Source organism: Pseudomonas serboccidentalis (assembly GCF_028830055.1).
Taxonomy (GTDB): domain Bacteria; phylum Pseudomonadota; class Gammaproteobacteria; order Pseudomonadales; family Pseudomonadaceae; genus Aquipseudomonas; species Aquipseudomonas serboccidentalis.
The window spans coordinates 5,312,446-5,333,476 of sequence record NZ_CP101655.1 but is presented as its reverse complement, the minus strand read 5'-3'; the positions used below and the strand labels follow the sequence as shown (position 1 = coordinate 5,333,476).

The window sequence follows — 21,031 nt, the reverse complement described above, 5'->3', positions numbered from 1 at the left end:
AATTAGAGAAGAACAGCTATTTGGGAAATGAAGCTCTCTGGCATCCATTGCAGGCGAGGAGGTTGTATCCGACATGGACTCGGGGGCACTTCAGGAACCTGCTGCGAGTTTTTTCGAAGTGCCCGATCTCGCATTAAAGGCTATCGGGGTCGCCGAAGAACATTTTGACTAGGCTCTGGCGGTGGTTTCAGGTCGAGAAATTTTTAGCTTGCCCCCAGTTTTGTCCCCCAACGCTCACTGGGCTTGGGCGGAAGGCAAGCCTTCACCCAGAATACGGTTCTGAATGGCCCCTAATAGTTCTCCCTGTCCTTTGGCGTTATGGTAGATAAATCCAGTAAATTGTGGCTATGGCTAGAAACTAAGCGATAAGACGCAGGATTAGGGAATTAAGCAGCTTGATAGGGCTGGGCGTTAATTCTATAATTTTGGGAACTAACTGGCGCAGAATGGGCTTGATACACACTATGTTGGATTTAAGCTTCAGCAAGCCGAGCGAGGTCGTCAAGCGCCTCTGCGATCGTTTGCGCACAGAGCGCTTGGCGCTGGACATGACACAAGCCGACTTGGCCGGACGTGCCGGCATCGGCACCAACACCGTGTCCAACCTTGAAGCCGGGCGCAATGTCGGGTTCGAGAACGTGGTCCGGGTGGCGATGGCCCTTGGCCGAACCAAGGAACTCGAAGGCCTGTTCCTGCCAAAGCTGGAAAGCATCGAGGATATTCGGCGCTACGAAAACAGCGCCAATCGTCTCCGTACAAAGAGGAAGTCCGGCAATGCTTGAGCAGGTGAACGTCTTCTACGAGGGCTGGGGTGAGCGATGGCAATGGGGCACGCTAGTCTCCACGACCGCCCTGACCGGTCGCCCACTGATCGTGTTCGAGTACAGCAATGAAGCCAGGCAAAGGGGCTTGGAACTGTCCTCCTACACGCTGCCGCTGGAGGGGGCTCAGTTGCGCCGAGATTTTCCAGACCACCAACTGCACTTGCCAGGGCCTGTTTACGACTCGCTGCCGGATGGGTGGGGGATGTTGCTGATGGACCGTATGTTCAGGCGCCGCGGGCTCACCACGGCGCGCATCGGTTCACTGGAACGGCTGGCCTACGTCGGTAGCAATGCGATGGGGGCCATGACGTTTGAGCCCGTGGCACCCGAAGGGCAGGAGTCTGAAGTCCACATCCCGCTGGAACAGCTTGCCGCCGAAGTGCAGGAAGTACTACGTGGAGACGGTGGCGAGTTCCTGCAGGCGTTGCTGCTGGTGGGCGGATCGCCTCAAGGTGCGAGGCCTAAGGCCCTCGTCTATCGCGATCCCGAAACTGGCGGATTTACCACGGCCGTCACACCGGGCTTTGAAGCATGGTTGATTAAATTCCCGGCCAAAGAAGAACATGCCGAGGTGTGCGCTATCGAAATGGTCTACGCCGAGTGCCTGCGCATGTGCGGTATCGAGACCCCTGACACGCAGTACTTCAGTCTGCCTGATGGGTTGGCAGCGTTTGCCAGTAAGCGATTTGACCGCCGGGATGGTCTGCGCGTACCCATGCAAAGCCTCGCTGCCTTTACGGGGGCAAATTACCGGTCTCCGGGGGTGTTGGACTACGTCAACTTCTTGCGGGCAACACAGATGTGTACCAACGACGTGCGAGAGATGGCGGTGGCCTTCGAACGTGCTGTCTTCAATGTTGCGTTCAACAACAGAGACGATCATCCCAAAAACTTTGCCTACATCATGTCGCAAGACGGTCAGTGGAGACTGTCGCCGGCTTACGACGTGACCTTCTGCGAGGGGCCAGGTGGATATCACCAGTTGGATGTGATGGGGGAAGCCCTGGCGATTTCCCGCTCGCAAATGCTTCGGCTTGCCGACGAAGCCGAGGTGCCCCCGGACGTTGCAGGCAGAATGATTGACGGCATTTGTGATGTGGCGGGCCGGTTTGCAACCATCGCCGAGAGCCTATACCCACAGGTTATTACTCGAGACACCTTGCGCACGATCCAAGGCCGCATCGATCAGAACGTAGCTCGGTTACACCACGGTCACGCGAGCAGCGGTCGCCGTTGAAGATGGGAAGGAGTGGGCGATTCTCATGTGTGCCCCCAATGTAGCAATCCACTGGAAGTGAATGGATCTCCATGGCCTATGAAAAGCCAGAAATGATCAGATGAACAGCCTGCCCGACAACGCCTAAAGACTCTCAGGGTCCCCAAAAACATTCTGACTGGGTTCTCGGGCGGTGGTTTCAGGCTGAAAAAAAACTGGTGATGCCCCCATTTTTGCCCCCAATGAAATGGAAGGCTTGCGCGGCCCCGAGTAGAAGCTAGGCCCAGGGCCTGATTACCGACACGGCGCACACTGCAGTTGATTGCTCATCATATGGTGGTTGAGCGGCGTGATCATCTCCCACGAGTGCGAGCTTTCCAAATCGCAAAAGAAGCATTTATGGATTTTTCGCCGCCTGAGGACGCGACTTGGTTTGAGTTGTTACGCCGCAACGGGTTGTTGCGCGTCGATCCTCTGCCTCATACCGAGGATGGCGATACTGATGCGCCTGTGACCGAAATTGTCAGGTTCAGTTTTCAGCGTTTCCAAGACCATCTTATGGCAGAAGTCTTGCTGAAAGAGGTCGATGACATTCGCGATGCGTTGGCAACCGGTGTGCTGGCATTTATACACCAGAGTGGCAAAGTGGACTCGATGTGGATGGGACTGGTTGAAGCACTTTGCATCCAGGTTCCAGAGCGTTTCAATAGGGAGTTTCTGGACGCCTTGCCCGCCCAGCCGAAAAGTGGCGGCCCATCGGGAAACTTGAGCGCCTGTTTGTGGAGAGCTTGAGGTGGCGCAGCAGTGAGGCTTTCAGCGAGCGCACGCATGCGTTGTTCGACAGCGTGCTGTTACGTGATGAAGAGGCCTTCGATGTCGTGATCGAGCTGGCCGTGGTTTCTGATCACCCATGGAATGCGCGAGCACTGCACACGATGCTGATGTGCCAAAGCCTTGTCGATAGGGATACGAGTTGGTCGGTTCACATCAACAGGTGCTCCACTCAGGCGGGGAGTGCACTGGACAAACTCTACAAGTGGTGTCTTCTGGAACAAGGCGACCATACCGACCGTGAAGTCCAGTACCTGTGCAGTATCGTGTTGACCTGGATGTTTACCTCTAGCAACCGCCTGGTCCGGGATTTGCCACCAAGGCCTTGGTTTCACTGCTGATTGCCCGGCAGGATTTGTACAAAACCTTGTGCGAGGCTTTTTCGGGGTTAGACGATATGTATGTGTGGGAACGCCTGCATGCAGCGGCCTATGGCGCCTGCTGCAATGATCCGAATCCTGCCCGCTTGCGAGGCTTTGCCACCACCGCCTACCTACATGTATTCGATACAGACGACGTTCCCTTGTCCCTGCTTCTGCGCGATTACGCACGGCGAATGGTTGAATTGGCAGTGACGGCTTCCTGCTTGGACACGGCCGTCGATCCAGGAAAATGCCAACCCCCTTATCAATCTGCACCACCACAGCTGAACGTGACGCAGGCGATGCTTGACCAATCCGTCGCACATGCAGGTCACAATGAAATAGAGGCTGCTTGCATGGGCACTTTCGCCAGCCACGAAATAAAGCCCGCGGTCGAGAATTTCTTGAATACACGCATTAAATCAGGCTGTTCGGCTACGGATCATTCTCTATCGTCTGTGATAAACCATGAGGAGGCACAGCGCTGGATTGCAAAGCGGGCGTACGACCTGGGTTGGTCCGTAGAGAAATTCCCGCCGGAGGAATCCCAGGATTTGGATTATCCAGGGGGCAGGCCTGTTGTTGAGCGGATCGCAGAAAAATATCAATGGATGGCCCTAAACGAGTTACTTTGCCGGTTGGCGGATAACCATGAGCTGAATGTCTATCCGAAGCCTAGGGCGTACTTCACACCATCGGACATTGGCTTCCAGCGCGATATCGATCCGACTTTGCTCAGTACCGATGCTGACGACAGCCATAATGATGACTGGGTGTTCATTCCCCCCCTGGTCTTTGAACACGACGAAGAACAGGACCTGATGGAGTGGCCTGTGCGGGACAATCCTGCCGACCTGCTCCCGCAACTGGTGAGCCGCACCGATCCGGATGGCAAGGAGTGGTGGGTAATGCATGAGTGGCGAGCACTCTCCAACCTTGACAACAACTACGATGTGTTCCAACAGGGTTTGCGCCAGCAGGAGTTTCGTCGAATTTTGCCGGTTATTGTTAAACAGAAAGACAGTGCTCGCTTCATCAAGCTTTTGTGCCTTCAAGGTGCATTGAATATCTCAAACTGGCGGGCGCCCACCTATACCAGCACGACGTATTTTCGAGAGGCGCCCTGTCCTCAACAGCATTGGTTGATTCACAAGTTTCCTACCGGCAAACCGGTTGAGTACGCATTGCCAACCTACGGCTTCCATTGGGAATATGAACTCGACCTTTCCATTGCACATGGCGTCAATGCACAGCTGCCCGCGGCGTGGCTGACCCGGGAACTGGCGCTTGTACCACTGCTTAATGATCACCGTCGGTATGTCGATCCTTCGGGCGAAGCGCGGTTTTTAAATGGCCACCGCTACGGGGGCGACAATTACGCACTGTGCGATAAGGCATTTTTCCAGGAGTACCTGGCCCGCAATGAACTTCAGTGTCTGTGGATTTTCAGCGGTGAGAGGTCCGTATGGCCAGAGGGTGAAGAGCATTGCACGGCGAAGCGGCGTTTCGAAGGTATCTTTGGGTACAAAAAAGGCGGACAGCCGACATGCAGCACTTGGTATCTCGATTGAAGGTGGAGGGCCGGCGCATTGGGGGCTTGTTTTCTATAGAGTCAGCGTTTGCCAGCATAGAGTGATGGCCTACTTAGTATTGGAATGGAGTCGTTGTAAATGACAAACAAAGAGTTTGTGCTGGAGGTGATTCGCATTATTCGGGGTAATCCCGTGTATAAAATAGCCATGGCGCTATTGGCCTCGGGCGCTGCAGTGATCGGCGCGGCCCCCTGGTGGAATAACCTGCTCACCCCTGTTGTTGCCAAGTACTTCAATGTCAAAATCTCCGATCCATCTACGTCGATAGGTTTGGGATTAATTGCCTTGGCTGTGATCCTGACGCTGATCAATATGCGGCATATCCACAATCTTGAGACGCTTAAGGTCAGCAGCAATCCGCTAAGCGAAGAGGTTCAGAGAAATCATAGCGACGACGCATTCTTTCGCTTCCGGGCTGAGGCTGAAAAAAGTGCTTTAAGTATTCTTCGTCGACTGATAGACAAACATTTCGGCATTCACGTGGCCGATCCGGTACTGGCGCCTATAGGCACTCAGGTTAGATACGGTGACGAACAAGCGGTCTTTCAATACGTGGATACGATTGTGGTCGGGCCACTTCCTCATCAAGTCAAGCTGGATTTCTTCACTTTGCTTGGAGACTCAACGGGGCAGCCACTTGCTTACAAATTTATACGGATTTACGAAGCCCTTGTCGTGGAGGCAGAACGTAAATCCAAAACACAGCTTGTGAATGGCACTCCACTATCTCAGGCCTTCTACAACATTACTCATTCTTCTATGCAACCACTACGTAAGCAGGCTTATTGGGAAGCCTATGTATAGCAAGCCCTTCCAATTTAGGATGCGCTTGCTGCAATTGGTGTAACGGCCTTCGGCCCGTTGGGTATAAAGCCTAGACGAGCCTACGCTGCTGGAATGGTGCTTAGGCGTTCGAAGATTGGCTAAAAAAGCAAAATCGTCAGGCCATTGCTGATCAACTGATCGGCCAGGTATTGGCCCATGCTCCGTTGAGCTCAAAAGAAGAGGCATGACCTGATGAGGTCGTGCGTAGTGTCATTGAGTCATTGGCATCCGCGAAGATTGAGCGTGGCGTCAGCATCGAAAGGATAATATGCGGGGTGTATTCAGTAAGCAGATCGGGGAGGGCGGTGAACAAAGAGCGTGCCCTGGCCCGTCAACCTCGTGAGTGGGCAGATGCGTCCTCGGAGTTTGTACGCACCAGCGCAATGCTTCAGCGTATTGCCCAATCTTGGGTTGCCGACGCCGAGCTTGCAGACGCGGCGGCACAGCAGCATATGTTGCGCTTTTGAAAGCGGGGGGAGTTGTCATGGCCGAGTCATTTTCTCACGGGAGCTGCGGCGCAACTACATCGCTCTGAATCGTGTCCTTAGCGGTAGCCGGTTGAGGCCTTGTCATTGAACACGCTAATCTGAACTTTGCGGTTGTCAATTTGCCGCTAGACCTAATACCTGTTCCTCTGACACCTCAAATTTTTAAAATATAAACATCAAGCCTCTAAGGTCCTATCGATTACAGCCTGTGCATACTTGAGATGGAGAGCAAGCCCAATTACAATTGCAGATAAACCCGCGATCATAAAAACCGTTTCAATCGAAGTTATACGTCCAACAAAACCTCCGATGACAGGCCCACCAATTAACAGAGTCAGCGTCAGGCTCCGTGCGCTAGATGAGATAAACCCGAGATGAGACGGGGAGCAACTTTTTTGCAAGGTAACCGCGAACGCCATGGATGTGAGGCTGTAGGCGATGCCTGACAAAAAGAATACCGCTATAAATAATACAAGTGCGAAAGGTAACTGCAAGATCGCGACCACACCTGAAAACATGATGCAAACGCCATAAATCATCAATGAAATAGTAGAACATAGTAAAGCCTTTGAAGGGTAAAGATATTTGAAAGCGAAGCCGGCACTGACCCCGCCAAGTGCAGTGGCACTAACCACTATACCAAATGCAGATGGACCTAGCGATAATGTCTTAAGCAGTGTTCCTAACATTGAGTCGTAAAAACCAAGCACCCCAGACTGGGCTAGTGAGCACAATAAAAAAAGTTGGGTCGAAGGCCCCGATGCATAAAGCTTCCGTATAGCAGCTAGACTGCCAAGAGTTCTTTCTGTGGCTGTATGAGTTTTAAGCGTTTTACCATGTAGGCGCCAGAGAGCAATGCTGAAGATTAGTCCTGCCAGCGAAAATAAAGCAGAAAATAAGAAACCACTAGACTTGTCCGATAGCGATGCGACGACGCCCGCCACCAAGGGAGAGCAAACTTTAATAAATTGATCAACCACAGTAATGAATGCAGTGTTTTTTGGAATGTCGCTATCGTCAAGTAATTTACGAGTGAGAACAATTTCTGAAGCTGCGGAGCCTAAATTAGACAACCCTTTAAAGAACACTAACAACAGAAAAATATCTTCTGTTGAGGCTACAAATAACAGGCAGGACGCTGCACACCTTAATGTAAAGCTTATAGGTATAAATTGAAACAAATTTACCTTATCTATCATTCTGCCGAATACTGGCCCCAATATTAAAGGTGGTATTCCGTACATGGCGGCTGCTAACCCAATTTTCTCGGTGCTAGAGTGAAAACCAAAGGTAAGCACTGAAAAAATAAGAATGAAATCGATCCATAGCGCGATTGAAGTGCTAAACCGCACGCCGCATAGGCACCAGTAGCCTTTGACTTTAGGTAGATTCACAGTCTTGGAACTCCTCAGATCTCGCTGTATACATTACATCGTTTACGACAAAGCGGTTGATTGATTTATTCGCGCAGAACTCTTCAAGATCAGAGAGTCTGTTGATAAAACCTTTACCCTTCTCATTAAGGGATGTGTTGCAGAGCACCCCAACCCCCGTTTGCTTTTTGAACTCGCACAATAGTTGATAGAGAGTTACATTATCCTGATGTGATACAGTTTGAACCCGCGCGGTGCCATCAATGTGAGTCACCGCTTGCAGGTCGGGATTGATTACGCGAAAAAACTCCAGCATGAATTTACTTTCAATACATCCTTCAAAGTGCAGAGAGGCATCTTCTTGGAGGCAAACCGGTGCAACTGGACGAAATTTTTCCCGCTGTTTAATTCTATTGATTTTTTCTGCTGTTTCCTTATCGAAAGGTGCAGCGAGCATTGAGCGATTTCCCAAAGCACGAGGGCCTATCTCACATCGTCCTTGCACCCAGCAAATAACCTCACCGTTTAAAAGCAGACGACATATTTCTCTAAAGTCTAACTTTGACATGCTGAATTTTGTGATTTCAGTGTCAAAGACAAAGTTCTGCCCTGAATAAACTGACCAATCAACTGCTACCTTTCCTGTAATTTTTTTTTGGGCTATCGCGCTGGCACCTATACCGACACCTGTATCATTAGTGCACGGTGGTATAAAGACATCACTAAACAATCCAGAGTTTCGCCAATTAGTGTTCCACTCGCAATTCAACCCACATCCGCCGGATATAACCAAAGGGTGCATCGTTGTTACATGATGCGTAACTTTATCCAAGAAAATTTCAAATAAGCGGTCGCTGAGCATTTTCGCAAAGTCACAAAACTCTGTAGACTCTACGCCTATATTGTACAAAGGGCTGGACAATAGATCTTTTTTATCAAGTGTCGTGATAGCAGACTCACAACTTAGAATATAATCTAGAGCGTACTGTTGTGCAGTTGTAGGTTTTTTTTTGCGCCCATAGCCAGTGAGCGCCATCATTTTTCCGGCGTCACCTAGGCGCGCATACCCCGGTCGTAAATTGAAAGACGGATCGGCAAGCCCGTATGCAAAAGCATATCTCAAGCCCGGGCTTTCTAGTATTTTTTCCAGCAATGTTATGTTTAGATTAGAATCGATGAAATAAAAATTCCCTATGTACCCTTCCCACAGCAACACGTAACAACTATCCGTATCTGCCCACTTTGACATTGCGTATGAGGACACAATGTGTGACACCTCATGAGAGCACTCTACCCATGTAAAGTTTTTTCCTGGAGTGCTGAGTGTTTTCTCTGCTACATTTAACCCTAGATAGCCACCATCTATTGGATAGCCTGTTGGATGTAGGCCTTCTGCCCAGCCGCTGACTGCAATGCAGTCTGAATTCATAAATCCTTGCAGTGAATGTGTCACAGCGGCAGTTAGTGAAGTCGAAGAATATCTTGCGCCATTATCTTTTTCGTTCTCATAACTATAAATGAGCTTGCCATCTTTTATTGAGCATATATGCCCATCATGACCAATATTGAATCCTAATATTTCCACTAACTACTCCTCTTTGGTCTCAGCCAAAATATATACATATTCCCAAACATTGAAGGGATTTCCTCTTCTGTTTTGGACCACCAATCAAAATTTATTTCTAGATTCTCGGCCGTGGAATCAAACTTTATAAAGTGCTCATCCCCCGCGAATGTGCTGGTTTGAAAACCGGCAAATTCGCAATCAAGTTCTGCACAAATCTCTTTAATTTCAGATATGCAGTATCCGCGCTCTCTGGGGTGAAATAACAGGTCGTTACATGAGTACCTATCAAAAAAATCATGTGAACTCGTAATACTTTCCAAGCCAAAAATTTCGGAGTTGTCGATGGCTACAGTACGAACAGACTCAATGCTTTCGCTATTAAATTTTATCTGTTTCTCCATGCATATCTGGGCTAGTCGTCGAATTGGTCTTCTGGCGAGCGAGCTATAAAGGCCGACCTTAAGGACCCCTTGGGGGGTGAGATGACTTAGGAGCGAGCGTAATGCTAAAAACTCATCTTTCATATGATGGAGAACACCGACACACTCAATTAGTCGAAAACTCAAGCCTATGTTTTGAATTTTTGAAAGATCACCCAAAATAAAGCTAAGATTTGTGATCCGAAACTCCACTTTCTTGATATTTGCAAATTCGATACTTGCAAGGCTTATGTCTAACCCAACAACCCTACATTTGGGATATGTTAGCGCAGCTCTAATTGCCTGCTGACCTGTACCACACCCAGCGATCAATATATAATCAGTGGTTTCTCCGGCTATTTCCCCCTGATTATTGATCACAAGTGATTTAAGGTCGTCATCGAGATCGGCGACAGAGTATGTTGGCTTTTCAGACCACTGGGGATATGGATTTTCGGTATAAAAGCTTGCACACACATGATCAGGGTTTGCTGATTCCAATTTAAAAATAATACCAGAGTTATCCCAATAGCTCGGCCAGGGACATGTCTTGCCCCATTTGCGATTTTGGATTTTAGATATAGGCGCTTCATACATTGCAAGTATCGAACAAGTTATTTTCACAAAGCTGTCGTCGATTACTTTTGTTTCTAGAGCGCTTCTCAATTCGCTCAATAAACTTTCCTCTATCTCTTCGACCCCCCATATTGCACCACTACGACTTTGTTGCTGGGCTATTAAGTTGATCAGTCGGTTATCGGCAGCCGAAAATATTTGTTCCGAAAAAGCTGTTAGATACGCTTTGCGCATTTTCCGCAGAGCCATCTCTACCTGGATATTTCTTACAGCAAACCCAGAAAGGAAAAAATCTATACTTTTCTCCTCTACCAATTGGTTTGATATGTTTGAAGTTTTAAATGGGTTTGCAATATTGAAAATTTTTTTTATTTTTCGGCCTAGGTTATCAAAATAAATGTCGGCAATAATTTGCCTGTCCAGATTATCTACCAACAAAAGGGGACCTAAAAGGTCAGTAATTTCTTCGTCGTAATCATTTAGTTTGACCTTTCTTAAGCTTTCTAAACAGGCGAAAGCAATTTCGTGGAATGGAAATTTTTCTGATTTAGACGCTTTACTATAGGCCCAGATCGCCAGGTTGGATTTTCCTGAGGCTTCTGCACAATCTGCAAGACTCTTGTAAAGAAACATTGCCGTTTCATCGTCGAAACAGTGCTCGTCAATTGCTGCGCGGTATAATGAGATTGCCTTTGTTATACTCCCATTTTTTTCATGCAGCTTCGCAAAATTATGTAAGGCTTTTATATTTTGTGGGTCATGGGCTAAGGAAGCTTTGTAACATGAGAGCGCCTCATCGAAGTTTGCATCCTGCAAAAATGTATCTGCTTTTTTTCTTAATGCCTCAGAGCTTTCACTAGAAGAATATGCCATACCCATCTATGCCCCCATCAGGCACGCAAACTTGCAAGTGCTAGTTCGATTCCCGGATTAACCGGATCTGGTGCTCCATGCCCAGCAGCCAGGACGAAAATGGTATGTTCCTTATGAGAATCTATTCTCAGTTGCTGGTTCAAAAGATCATCAATAAAAAAACCTGTGAGCCAAGTGTTTAAACCATGCGCTGTCGTAACGAGATTAAAAGTCTGGGATAGATGCCCTACATCCATAAGTGCTGAACGATAAGCTCTCGAATGTGGGTATTTCCACCACAGCTTGTCGAAGCGAGATGTCAAAATTACAAGTAAACCAGCATCTAGAGCGAAGTCTTGGTAGCACAGCGCTTTGTCGAGTGGTATCGTCAGGTCGGTACTGAGTAAAGTAAGCTTATGCTGGTGCGATCTATAGTGGTAAACTCCGGCTGCCAACCCCTCGACGTTTTGCACAATGATATAAGCCTCTGTGGCCTGAAGGCTACCGGCGCTTGGCGAAGACCTCCGGTAGCCAACTGTAACTAATCCCCTTTGCTCCATTTCGTCTTTCCTTAAGTCTCCATGTATCTTTCCAAACGTCATATACAAAATATTTGCGACGGCTTGTAGGGAGATTGGATCTTTGACGAACTTTCGACTCGTAGAACGAGCCCGCAACGTTTTCTCTAGGGTTTCTGAGCGAAATGCCTGACCATCGTAGGGCGGCAACTCTATTAGTTCACCTTCTCGCTCAATCTCGATTTCAGGAATATTTGGAAATATGCTTTCGCAATAATCCAAATACCCTATTTCCCGCTTGGTCGTATCATTTATTACACCGTCATCCATCGTTATATGTTTACTGCCCAAATGAAAAATCCTTGAGATCTGATCCCACCCCCAATTTCCATTGCTTTGTAAATTGCGCTCGTAGTTGCGGGCATCTTCATTAATTAGAATTAATCCAGCTTCGTATAATCCAACGTCCTCACTTTTTGAAAAATCCAACAAGTCCGGCCTACTCACCAGTTCGAAAATCCTTGCCCAGTAAGATCTCTCATAAATTTCGTATTGTTCTCCAGAGATTAAATTCCAAAGTCCAATTTTTTCTGATGAAACCGTGATAATAATATCTTGATTGACGACTGCTTCTATCATTTCGATTCCCTTCAGAAATAATTTAGGTATTGGTAATAAGTGTAATTAAATAGCAGGCGGGAAAGATCCCGCCTGCCAACTTTAGATGACAAATCTATCAATATTTCAGGGTTAATCCAGGAGTTGGGTCAACTGTTTTTTTGGAGCAAGGAGATGTTGGTATGCATCGTTGGAAAGCGCAGTTAGCCGAGTTTGCAGATTTGCTTTACGCATAAAATCGTCCCTCTTAGCGTGATTAATTCGAAGCCTGCTGACTTCGAAGATAATGTTTAATTTTTTTTTGTAACAGGTCAATACCGTTTTTTGTCAGTTGCGCTCTCATGTGGTGCTTAAAACTGTTTATTACATAGCGCCAAACTGGGGCTTGTGATTCAATTTTCGTATAATCAAGTAGTTACGAGGTCTTGCATGATTCATTTTCGAGCATGAAATTTTAAGAAATTTTCAATACAAGCCAGAAACGCGGGTTCGAATGATGACATACCGCCGATGCCCTATAGCTCCGCTTGGCTCGGCGATAGGAAGCGTTCAGAGCATGGGACAGTAGTCGAAGGAGTGCAGATCCGACTTGAGGATGTTCCGGGGAAGATGAAGGGGCGCCGGCAGACGGTGGAGCATCCCTTTGGCACGCTCAAATTCTGGATGGGAAGTACCCACTTTCAGACCAAAACCCTGCCGAGGGTATGGAAGCACGAGCCGTTGGACCCTGAGAATTCAAAGACAGGCTACGAAATTGAGCATATGAAGGGATCTGCTAGCGTCAAATGACTCATCGTCGGCAGGGAGTATCTTATGGACGCGCAGGGACAGGTTCGTACGTGGCTGCTAGAGCAATCGGACTGGCTTCAGGAGGCTGCTGACAGGCTACTGAAGCATGGAAATCTCACGCAGAATGACATTTCACAGATTGCATCCCAGCTAAAAACACCAGCAGGCCAAGCGATCTCCAAACACCGGACTTTTGATGAGCTAACACATGCCCCTGCTGGCTCAGTACTCCGCTTGCAAAGCATTGCGCCATCACAATGGCTCGAACCCCCCTGGAGTCAGTATGTAAACACATACTTGACGAAGCTGGGACAAACGACCATGAGGCGACTCCCGACCTGAACTAGCTCTACAAGGAAGCAGCTGCGCTTCTAAATCTCACGAAAGCGCAGCATGAAGAGGTTGTGTTGCCCATCCTGATGGATGAAGGTGAAGATGGATTCATAGCGAAAAATGCTAATGCATTCGAAATCACGGGGTATGGGCGAGACGCGTTACCGGAATACGTGGGCGTCTGGGCGTGGGGTGATTTGGAGATTCAAGAGTGCTGCCCGTTTTGTGGATGCTTTTGCGGTATGCATTACCAAGACGCTTCCGGCATGTACCACTGCATCAATTGCGATGTGCTCACAGACTTTTCGGATATCTCGCGGGAAGATTGTGATTGATCCTCGCGCTTCGAACTTTCTCGATCATGGCCGTGAAATTTGAAGGCGCTGCCGCGGATCGGTGGCCCATTGAAGAAACGCGAGATTGGGTATTCGTGGCGGGGGGGGGAGGTGATCAACGTCTAAGCCGTCCGGCAATTCACCTACCCGACCCCGGCCATAAGAGCGAGAGGGTAATTCACCATACGCTTACACCGGTTCCTCATCGTGTTGGTCTTCGTCACGTTTGGTCATGCCGCTATGTTCGGGGGGAGGATCGTATCGTGTCTCTGCACCGGGCCGGCAGTATTTCATAGGGGCCAGAAGATAGTAATCGACACGCTGATGTAATCGGATAGCGCTCGACGGCGGTTTGCGACCAGTAGCGTATGACTTTTCCGAGAAGGGGCTGCCGGACCTTAGGCTGGGGGCATCCTTTTTCAAGCGATCCAATGCATGCCCTCAGATGTGCCCCCAATGTAGCAATCCACTGGAAGGGAATGGATCTCCAAAGTCTATGAAAAGGCAGAAATGATCAGATGAACAGCCTGCCCGACAACGCCTAAAGACTCTCAGGGTCCCCAAAAAACATCTGAATCCGCGACCGCAACCAGCGTTCCCCCGGGTCATTATCCTGCGACCCACGCCAGGCCATGTGCAGCTCGAAGGTGCGCGTCGGCAACGGTGGATCTTCCGCCCGAACGCCGCCCGCAGCCGTCAGCGCATCCGCTGTGTAATCCGGAACAGTCGCGACAATGTCAGTCCCGGCCAGCAACGTACTCAGGCCATTGAACTGCGGCACGGCCAGCACTACGTGTCGCTTGCGGCCGAGTTTCTCCAGCTCTTCATCAATAAACCCACTGAGGTCGCCCGCGAACGACACCAATGCATGCGGACGCGCGCAATAGTCGTCGAGGCTCAACGGGCCGGGCACGGTGTCGGCGCGCAGCAGTTTTGGCTGGCTGCGACGCAAGACTTTGCGTTTGGCGTTGGCCGGCAGGTCGGTGGTGTAGCTGACGCCGATGGAGATTTCGCCGGAAGCGAGCAGGCCCGGCATCAATATGTAGTTGACGCGGCGCACCACCAGCACGATCCCCGGTGCTTCGGCGCGCAGGCGTTTGAGCAGCATCGGCAGCAGGGCGAATTCGACGTCGTCGGACAGGCCGATGCGGAACACCGAGGTGCTGGTGGCCGGATCGAATTCCGCCGCACGGCTGACCGCCGTGGAGATGGAGTCGAGGGCAGGCGAGAGCAGGGCGAAGATTTCCACCGCGCGGGCGGACGGCTCCATGCTGCGGCCGGTGCGCACGAACAGGGGGTCATCGAACAGGCTGCGCAGGCGCGAGAGCGCCGCACTGATCGCCGGCTGGCCGAGAAAAAGTTTCTCGGCGGCGCGGGTCACGCTGCGTTCGTGCATCAGTGTTTCGAACACGATCAGCAGGTTCAGGTCGACACGACGCAGGTCATTACGATTCATCTGGAGTCCCTGGCAGAGTCATCAAGCTTGACGAGAGCGACCATATGAGAACAATGGCCGGCATGAATATTACGGGGAAAGGCTGGTACTCTGCACCGGTAAATTCAGCTTTAGCGTGCCGGTTGCGGCGTTTTTTTCATCGATTTTGCCAATGCCGTCCATACTGCGGAATCAATGACAGGCATGTCGACTATTAATAGCCGCTGATAGTCTTGGGTCAAAAGCCCAGATAGAGTTCATGGCATTAGAGGTTACTTTGACGAGGTTTGCGATGTCCCGCACGATCCGTTTTCACAAGTTTGGTCCGGCCGAGGTGCTCAAATGCGAAGAGCATGCGGCCGCTCAGCCAGGTCCTGGCGAAGTGCAGGTGCGTGTCGAAGCGATCGGCATCAGCTGGTACGACATTCTCTGGCGTCAGAACCTGGCCTCGTCCCAGGCTCGGCTGCCTTCCGGGCTTGGCCATGAAATGGCCGGCGTGGTGACCGCCGTCGGTGAGGGTGTCGATGATCTGTCGATTGGCGACAAGGTTGCCAGTTTCCCGGCCGAAAGCCCGAACGACTATCCGGTGTATGGCGAACAGATCGTATTGCCACGCACTGCGCTGACCCGTTATCCGGACGTGCTCAGCCCGATCGAAGCCAGCGTGCATTACACGCCGCTGTTGATCGCCTATTTTGCCTACGTCGATCTGGCACGGGTCAAACCGGGGCAGTTTGCTTTGGTCACTGACGCCAGCCATTGCGCCGGTCCGTCCTTTGTCCAATTGGGCAAGGCGCTGGGTGTGCGGGTGATTGCGGCGACGAAAACTGCCGATGAGCGTGAGTACCTGCTGTCCCTGGGCGCCGAGAAAGTCATTGTCACCGAGGAAGAAGACCTGTTGATGCGAATCAACAAGATCACTGACAACCGTGGCGTTGATGTGGTGTTCGACGGTCTTGGCGGCCCGCAGATGTCGTTGCTCGGCGATGTGCTTGCACCGCGTGGCAGCCTGGTCCTGTACGGCTTGCAGGGCGGCAACCAGACACCATTCCCCGCCTGTGCGGCATTCCAGAAGAACATCCAGTTCTTCGTACACTGCATCGGCAATTTCACCGGTAAACCCGAGCTGGGCATTACCCAGGACCACGTCGCCTTGCAGCGTGCCCTGCGTGACATCAACCAGTTGACCGCCGATCGCGTGCTGCTGCCGCTCAAGACGCGGGTGTTCCCGTTCAATGAGTTCGTTGAAGCACACCGCTACATGGACGAATGCCCATGCCGCGAACGGGTCGCCCTTCAGGTCGAACCTGCGTAACTCCCTCCGATCAGAGTCCGTGGCCCCACGGACTCTTGCGTTGTACTTCCCGCGAATGACCAGATATACCGGCTTCAGTGCATGACCGGTTGTGCATCTGAACCGGTTTTTGCTCTCTGCCTGTATGTTCTGACCAGCAAATAAGCCCCGATAATTGAATGATCACTTTCATCTCAAGGAATGAGCCGTGTCTGTGCATTTCATTTCTTTGAGGATGTTTAAAGCTTTCTGCCATGGATGCGCCAATTTCTGTTTAACAGGTGTAGGGGGTTTCCTATAACCGTTCTGCTTTTCTTGTACTCAATGTTCGTGGGACGTTGTAAGAAGTTTCCTCAGATGTTTTTCGTTCGAATAAAGATCAATAAAAACAATGTCTTGCGATGTGTTGCCTGTCCGTGCGGCGGTCTTCTTTGCGTCAAGTGTTTCAAATAACTTCCAAAACATAAGTGTTAGTATTTGATCGTCTATTACTTATTGATGAATTTATTGCGCCTCTGTCACTGCTGATGCGCGATATGAATTTTTTACGCCGGGTAAAGTACTGATGAGCACGATCCATGATCAGGCAATGAACTATGTGTACCAGCAAGTATTGCAACGACTGCTGAGTTTCTTTTCCAGGGCCGAACGCACAGCGCTGCAGTTGCTGATCCAGCGTCTGGTGGTCGCCGCCGGCGGAATGGAACGCATAGGTGACTACAAGGTCCTGGTGACGCCATCCGGTACCCGTGACAGTTGCTACACCCTGGCGTTGCTGCGCGCTGCGCAACTGAGCATCGCCGGACGCGCACCGGGCACTTTCCAGCTGCGTGTCGCCACGTTGCGCTGGGGCGGGACGGGGGCGGCGACACTGGACAACCTGCACCGCAGCTTCGGCGCGCTGTTTCTTTACGATGATCCCAGGGTCGAGTTGCTGATGGTGGATCATCGTCAGGTACTGCCGTTCAATCATCTGGCGCCACTCGACATGGAAAGCGCCGACGCCAATCGCACCAACCTGCTGATGATGGGGCATCGACGAGCCAGGGAAGAGACGCTGGAGTTGTGGGACGACGCCAGTCTGGCATGGGCCGAGTTTTACGGTCAGATTGCTCGCTGGGGCAATGGTGTCGATGCATGGGTCGCCAGCGAGTCGCCGCGGCGCCAGAAGGCATTCATGGACGAACTCGATTGTGCCGTGCAGAAAGCCGGTCTAGGTGCGATGCCGTCCAACGGCGGAACATTCGATGAGTTGTTCGCCTTGCTCGATGGGCTCGGAGGAGACTTGTATCGCGGCTTCTACAGCGAATCCGAACGGCTGTGCTGGCGCCCCGAGGACGAATTCGAAGCCTGCCGGCGCACAACGTTTGTAGATATCCATGACATGGTGGTGGGCAATCTGGAAGAGCGCTGGGCACTGCTCAGCGAATTCCTGGGATTTCAGGGGGAGGAGTGGTTACTTCCTCTGGGCGAGGGTGAATACGCAGACCCCTTGATCGACGCCCATTTAAGTGGCCTGGAAGCAGAATTCGTTGGCGGCCGCAGTTATGAAGCCGGGTTCTCGGAGCATGTCCGGCGCACACTGGCGAACATGCGGCGCAAGGGAGTGCCTGAGTCCGTCTGCGAGCAAATGGTCCTGAAACCGGGGCAACAGCAGACGCTTGATGAGCTGCGCGAGACGGCCGCGAACTGTCTGCAAAAGGCTTACGGCTTGAATGAAGCGCAGTGGGTCTGCCTGTTGTTCACGCCGTTTATTGAACACGGCGCAGGGCTAGAACGGTTTCTGCGCAGCTGTCATCCCGGCATGTTGGTGGCGATGCCCGATTTGCACCGGGCCATGCAGGGGTTGCACGGACCGGAGCAGGTGCTGCAATGGATGACCGATGTCAGTGGTTTGCCCGTCCGGTTGATCGCTCGTCTTTACGCCATGGAGCCATTGCCAAAGCGTGGGGGTGCCGTGCAAGCGATAGACGCCACACTCGACGCGGTAGCGTTGGCAGAGACCGGTTCAGGTGTGGGTGACGCATTGTGGTTGGCGCCTCAGGAATGAACGTTGAAAACTGTCGGATAGATCCCGTCGCGCTGTGGTCAAACTGCCAGTAAACTGCGCTGTATTTCCTGAACCACTCTATTTCAGAGGTTTTGCATGACTATCAGTCCTTTTGCGGGCAAACCGGCACCGGCAGAATTGTTGGTCGACATCCCGCGACTGGTAACGGCTTATTACACTGGCCAACCGGATGCTTCGATTTCCACCCAGCGTGTGGCGTTTGGCACGTCCGGGCACCGCGGCAGCTCCTTTGACCTGAGTTTCAATGAATGGCACGTTCTGGCGATCAGCCAGGCGATCTGCCTGTACCGTGAGGCGCAGGGCATCACTGGCCCGCTGTTCGTCGGCATCGACACTCATGCGCTGTCGACCCCGGCCGGCGCGAGTGCGCTGGAAGTGCTGGCCGCCAACGGCGTGACCGTGATGATCGCCGAAGGTGACGAGTACACGCCGACGCCGGCGGTCTCGCACGCGATCCTCTGCTACAACCGTGGTCGCACGTCAGGGCTGGCCGATGGCATCGTCATCACGCCGTCGCACAACCCGCCACAGAGCGGTGGCTACAAATACAACCCTACCAACGGCGGCCCGGCCGACACCCACATCACCAAGTGGATCGAAGCCAAGGCCAACGAGCTGCTCGCCAACAAACTGGCGGGCGTCAAACGCATCAGCTACGAGCAGGCGCTCAAGGCCAGCACCACGCACCGTCACGACTACCTCAACACCTACGTCGCTGACCTGATCAACGTGATCGACTTCGATGCCATTCGTGACGCCAAACTGCGTCTGGGTGTCGATCCGCTGGGCGGAGCAGGGGTGCGTTACTGGTCGGCCATTGCCGAGCATTATCGTCTTGACCTGGACGTCGTGAATAAGCAGGTCGATTCGACTTTCCGCTTCATGACAGTCGATTGGGACGGTCAGATTCGCATGGACCCATCGTCCAGCCACGCCATGCAGGGCTTGATCGGTCTCAAGGAGCGCTTTGACGTGGCTTTCGCCTGCGACCCGGACCACGACCGTCACGGCATCGTCACGCCTTCGGGCGGTCTGCTGGCCCCGAACAACTATCTGGCGGTGGCCATCGACTACCTGTTCCAGAACCGTCCGCAATGGCGCGCCGATGCTGCCGTGGGTAAAACCGTGGTCAGCAGCGGTCTGATCGATCGCGTGGCCAAGCGCCTGGGTCGGCGCCTGTACGAAGTGCCGGTGGGCTTCAAATGGTTCGCCGATGGCCTGTTCGACGGCTCGCTGGGTTTTGGTGGCGAGGAAAGTGCCGGCGCGTCGTTCCTGCGCAAGGACGGCGGCGTGTGGAGCACCGACAAGGATGGTCTGATCCCGGCCTTGCTGGCGGCTGAAATGACCGCGCGTACCGGTCGCGATCCAAGCCAGATCTATCGCGGATTGACCGATGAACTGGGCGAGCCGTTCTCGGTGCGTGTGGATGCCAAGGCCAACCCTGAGCAGAAAGCCCTGCTGAGCAAGCTGTCGCCGGCACAGGTAACGTCCACCGAGCTGGCAGGCGAGAAGATTCAGAGCATTCTCAGCCATGCGCCGGGCAACGATCAGGCCATTGGTGGCTTGAAAGTGATGACCGAAAACGGCTGGTTCGCCGCCCGTCCTTCGGGCACCGAAGACATCTACAAGATCTACGCCGAAAGCTTTATCGGCGACGACCACCTCAAACAACTGGTGGCCGAAGCGCAAACCCTGGTGGATGGCGCTATTTCCACCAAGTGATTGCAGGCTGACGCTGAATGAAAAAGGGGCGACCATGACGGTCGCCCCTTTTTTTGGGTGCGATTCAAGCAATCAAGCCAGATCCACCAGCACGATTTCGCTGTCTTCGAGTGCAGTCACGCTCAGCACTGACTCTTGTTCGACGGCAACCCCGTCTCGAGCTTGTGCACGCAAGCCATTGACTTCAATCACCCCGGTGGCAGGCACCAGATAGGCCCGGCGCCCAGCATCCAGACGATATTCTGCGGTTTCACCCGCCTTGAGGTTCGCCGCCACCAACCGTGCATTGGCGCGAATGCGCAGGCTCTGGTCATCGCCATCCTTGCCGCTGGCCAGCGTCACGAAACCTTCGCGCTGACCTTTGGGGAACGGTTTGGCGCCCCAAGAAGGCGGTGCGCCGGTTTCGGTCGGCAGAATCCAGATCTGGAAAATCCGCGTTTCTTTGTCTTCCAGGTTGTATTCGCTGTGCGCAATGCCGGTACCGGCACTCATGACCTGTACGTCGCCTGCTTCAGTGCGGCCCTTGTTGCCAAGATTGTCCTGGTGGGTAATCGCACCTTCACGCACGTAAGTGATGATTTCCATGTCACGGTGCGGGTGCTGCGGGAAACCGGTGCCGGCAGCAATCACGTCATCGTTCCACACACGCAGGTTGCCCCAGTTCATCCGTTGCGGGTCGTAGTACTCGGCGAACGAAAAGTGGTGATGGGCATCCAGCCAGCCGTGATGAGCGCCGCCCAGCGTGTTGAAAGGTCTGAGTTCAAGCATGATCGTCTCCTCAAAAGGTTCGTCATGGGGCGCAACGCCTGAGCCACGAAGCGAGACCGTCGGTTAATGACGGCCATCATCCATCAGTCAACAATCGAGAAAAAGCGTAAAAAGTGCGGCATTCTCATCGAAACTGTCGATGGAAAGCTGGCTTGAAACGATCTCACCCGACTTTCAGTTCATCGCCTAAACCAATGACCTGTAAGCATTTCGCTAGAACTCA

15 protein-coding genes and 1 pseudogene are annotated in these 21,031 nt (G+C 52.0%); 10 read left to right on the top strand and 6 right to left on the bottom strand.

Annotation, left to right across the window (positions count from 1 at the left end; genetic code table 11):
• Nucleotides 1-464 precede the first annotated feature (464 nt).
• The 6 genes from NN484_RS24300 (at nucleotide 465) to NN484_RS24275 (ending at nucleotide 5,629) form a co-directional block, all read left to right on the top strand.
• The gene (locus tag NN484_RS24300; protein ID WP_046043284.1) at nucleotides 465-782 is read left to right on the top strand and encodes a helix-turn-helix domain-containing protein; all 318 of its coding nucleotides are present in this window, start codon (nucleotides 465-467) and stop codon (nucleotides 780-782) included.
• A complete protein-coding gene (locus NN484_RS24295; RefSeq protein ID WP_215500049.1) occupies nucleotides 775-2,061 on the top strand; it encodes a type II toxin-antitoxin system HipA family toxin in 1,287 nt (428 codons plus the stop codon). Before NN484_RS24300 ends, NN484_RS24295 begins: the two co-directional genes overlap by 8 nt.
• A gap of 378 nt (nucleotides 2,062-2,439) precedes the next feature.
• On the top strand, nucleotides 2,440-2,832 hold the full coding sequence (locus tag NN484_RS24290; protein ID WP_274658107.1) for a hypothetical protein: 393 nt from the start codon (nucleotides 2,440-2,442) through the stop codon (nucleotides 2,830-2,832).
• Nucleotides 2,829-3,212, top strand: a complete 384-nt coding sequence (locus tag NN484_RS24285) for a hypothetical protein (RefSeq protein WP_274658106.1) — start codon at nucleotides 2,829-2,831, stop codon at nucleotides 3,210-3,212. Before NN484_RS24290 ends, NN484_RS24285 begins: the two co-directional genes overlap by 4 nt.
• A complete protein-coding gene (locus NN484_RS24280) occupies nucleotides 3,197-4,804 on the top strand; it encodes a hypothetical protein (RefSeq protein WP_274658105.1) in 1,608 nt (535 codons plus the stop codon). Before NN484_RS24285 ends, NN484_RS24280 begins: the two co-directional genes overlap by 16 nt.
• A 99-nt stretch (nucleotides 4,805-4,903) precedes the next feature.
• Nucleotides 4,904-5,629 (top strand): hypothetical protein, encoded by a 726-nt coding sequence (locus NN484_RS24275; RefSeq protein WP_215500052.1) that lies wholly within the window; start codon nucleotides 4,904-4,906, stop codon nucleotides 5,627-5,629.
• 685 nt (nucleotides 5,630-6,314) lie between these two features.
• Here NN484_RS24275 and NN484_RS24270 read toward each other — a convergent pair.
• From NN484_RS24270 to NN484_RS24255, 4 genes are read right to left on the bottom strand one after another with little or no spacing between them, the layout of a single operon-like run.
• Complete coding sequence (locus tag NN484_RS24270) at nucleotides 6,315-7,532, bottom strand: MFS transporter (protein WP_166674989.1); 1,218 nt, start codon at nucleotides 7,530-7,532, stop codon at nucleotides 6,315-6,317.
• Nucleotides 7,519-9,096, bottom strand: a complete 1,578-nt coding sequence (locus tag NN484_RS24265) for a carbamoyltransferase C-terminal domain-containing protein (RefSeq protein ID WP_274658104.1) — start codon at nucleotides 9,094-9,096, stop codon at nucleotides 7,519-7,521. The genes NN484_RS24270 and NN484_RS24265 overlap by 14 nt, the downstream gene beginning before the upstream one ends.
• Entirely contained in the window at nucleotides 9,096-10,952 is a 1,857-nt protein-coding gene (locus NN484_RS24260; RefSeq protein WP_274658103.1) for a class I SAM-dependent methyltransferase, read from the bottom strand. Before NN484_RS24260 ends, NN484_RS24265 begins: the two co-directional genes overlap by 1 nt.
• An 11-nt stretch (nucleotides 10,953-10,963) precedes the next feature.
• Nucleotides 10,964-12,082 carry a SagB family peptide dehydrogenase gene (locus NN484_RS24255; protein ID WP_215500055.1) on the bottom strand — a complete coding sequence of 373 codons (1,119 nt, stop codon included), beginning with the start codon at nucleotides 12,080-12,082 and terminating at the stop codon, nucleotides 10,964-10,966.
• Between the two features lie 522 nt (nucleotides 12,083-12,604).
• On the opposite strand from NN484_RS24255, the pseudogene NN484_RS24250 reads away from it, so the two are divergent.
• Nucleotides 12,605-12,766: pseudogene (locus NN484_RS24250) on the top strand (IS5/IS1182 family transposase); the annotation flags it as partial.
• A 1,293-nt stretch (nucleotides 12,767-14,059) separates the two neighbouring features.
• Here NN484_RS24250 and NN484_RS24245 read toward each other — a convergent pair.
• A complete protein-coding gene (locus NN484_RS24245; RefSeq protein WP_027612769.1) occupies nucleotides 14,060-14,974 on the bottom strand; it encodes a LysR family transcriptional regulator in 915 nt (304 codons plus the stop codon).
• Nucleotides 14,975-15,245: 271 nt separating this feature from the next.
• Here NN484_RS24245 and NN484_RS24240 point away from each other — a divergent pair, with 271 nt between their 5' ends.
• The 3 genes from NN484_RS24240 (at nucleotide 15,246) to pgm (ending at nucleotide 20,040) form a co-directional block, all read left to right on the top strand.
• On the top strand, nucleotides 15,246-16,268 hold the full coding sequence (locus NN484_RS24240) for a zinc-dependent alcohol dehydrogenase family protein (protein ID WP_215500056.1): 1,023 nt from the start codon (nucleotides 15,246-15,248) through the stop codon (nucleotides 16,266-16,268).
• A gap of 544 nt (nucleotides 16,269-16,812) precedes the next feature.
• Nucleotides 16,813-18,297 (top strand): hypothetical protein, encoded by a 1,485-nt coding sequence (locus NN484_RS24235; protein ID WP_274658102.1) that lies wholly within the window; start codon nucleotides 16,813-16,815, stop codon nucleotides 18,295-18,297.
• A 96-nt stretch (nucleotides 18,298-18,393) separates the two neighbouring features.
• A complete protein-coding gene (pgm, locus tag NN484_RS24230; RefSeq protein ID WP_127647545.1) occupies nucleotides 18,394-20,040 on the top strand; it encodes a phosphoglucomutase (alpha-D-glucose-1,6-bisphosphate-dependent) in 1,647 nt (548 codons plus the stop codon).
• Between the two features lie 72 nt (nucleotides 20,041-20,112).
• Here the strand turns inward: pgm and NN484_RS24225 are convergent, their stop codons facing one another.
• On the bottom strand, nucleotides 20,113-20,808 hold the full coding sequence (locus NN484_RS24225) for a pirin family protein (protein WP_127647543.1): 696 nt from the start codon (nucleotides 20,806-20,808) through the stop codon (nucleotides 20,113-20,115).
• Between the last annotated feature and the right edge of the window lie 223 nt (nucleotides 20,809-21,031).

Coding starts and splice junctions, on each gene's coding strand:
- NN484_RS24260 (WP_274658103.1), bottom strand. CDS start 10,952: ATGGGTATGGCATATTCTTCTAGTGAAAGCTCTGAGGCATTAAGAAAA.
- NN484_RS24275 (WP_215500052.1), top strand. CDS start 4,904: ATGACAAACAAAGAGTTTGTGCTGGAGGTGATTCGCATTATTCGGGGT.
- NN484_RS24300 (WP_046043284.1), top strand. CDS start 465: ATGTTGGATTTAAGCTTCAGCAAGCCGAGCGAGGTCGTCAAGCGCCTC.
- NN484_RS24290 (WP_274658107.1), top strand. CDS start 2,440: ATGGATTTTTCGCCGCCTGAGGACGCGACTTGGTTTGAGTTGTTACGC.
- pgm (WP_127647545.1), top strand. CDS start 18,394: ATGACTATCAGTCCTTTTGCGGGCAAACCGGCACCGGCAGAATTGTTG.
- NN484_RS24240 (WP_215500056.1), top strand. CDS start 15,246: ATGTCCCGCACGATCCGTTTTCACAAGTTTGGTCCGGCCGAGGTGCTC.
- NN484_RS24225 (WP_127647543.1), bottom strand. CDS start 20,808: ATGCTTGAACTCAGACCTTTCAACACGCTGGGCGGCGCTCATCACGGC.
- NN484_RS24235 (WP_274658102.1), top strand. CDS start 16,813: ATGAGCACGATCCATGATCAGGCAATGAACTATGTGTACCAGCAAGTA.
- NN484_RS24295 (WP_215500049.1), top strand. CDS start 775: ATGCTTGAGCAGGTGAACGTCTTCTACGAGGGCTGGGGTGAGCGATGG.
- NN484_RS24245 (WP_027612769.1), bottom strand. CDS start 14,974: ATGAATCGTAATGACCTGCGTCGTGTCGACCTGAACCTGCTGATCGTG.
- NN484_RS24255 (WP_215500055.1), bottom strand. CDS start 12,082: ATGATAGAAGCAGTCGTCAATCAAGATATTATTATCACGGTTTCATCA.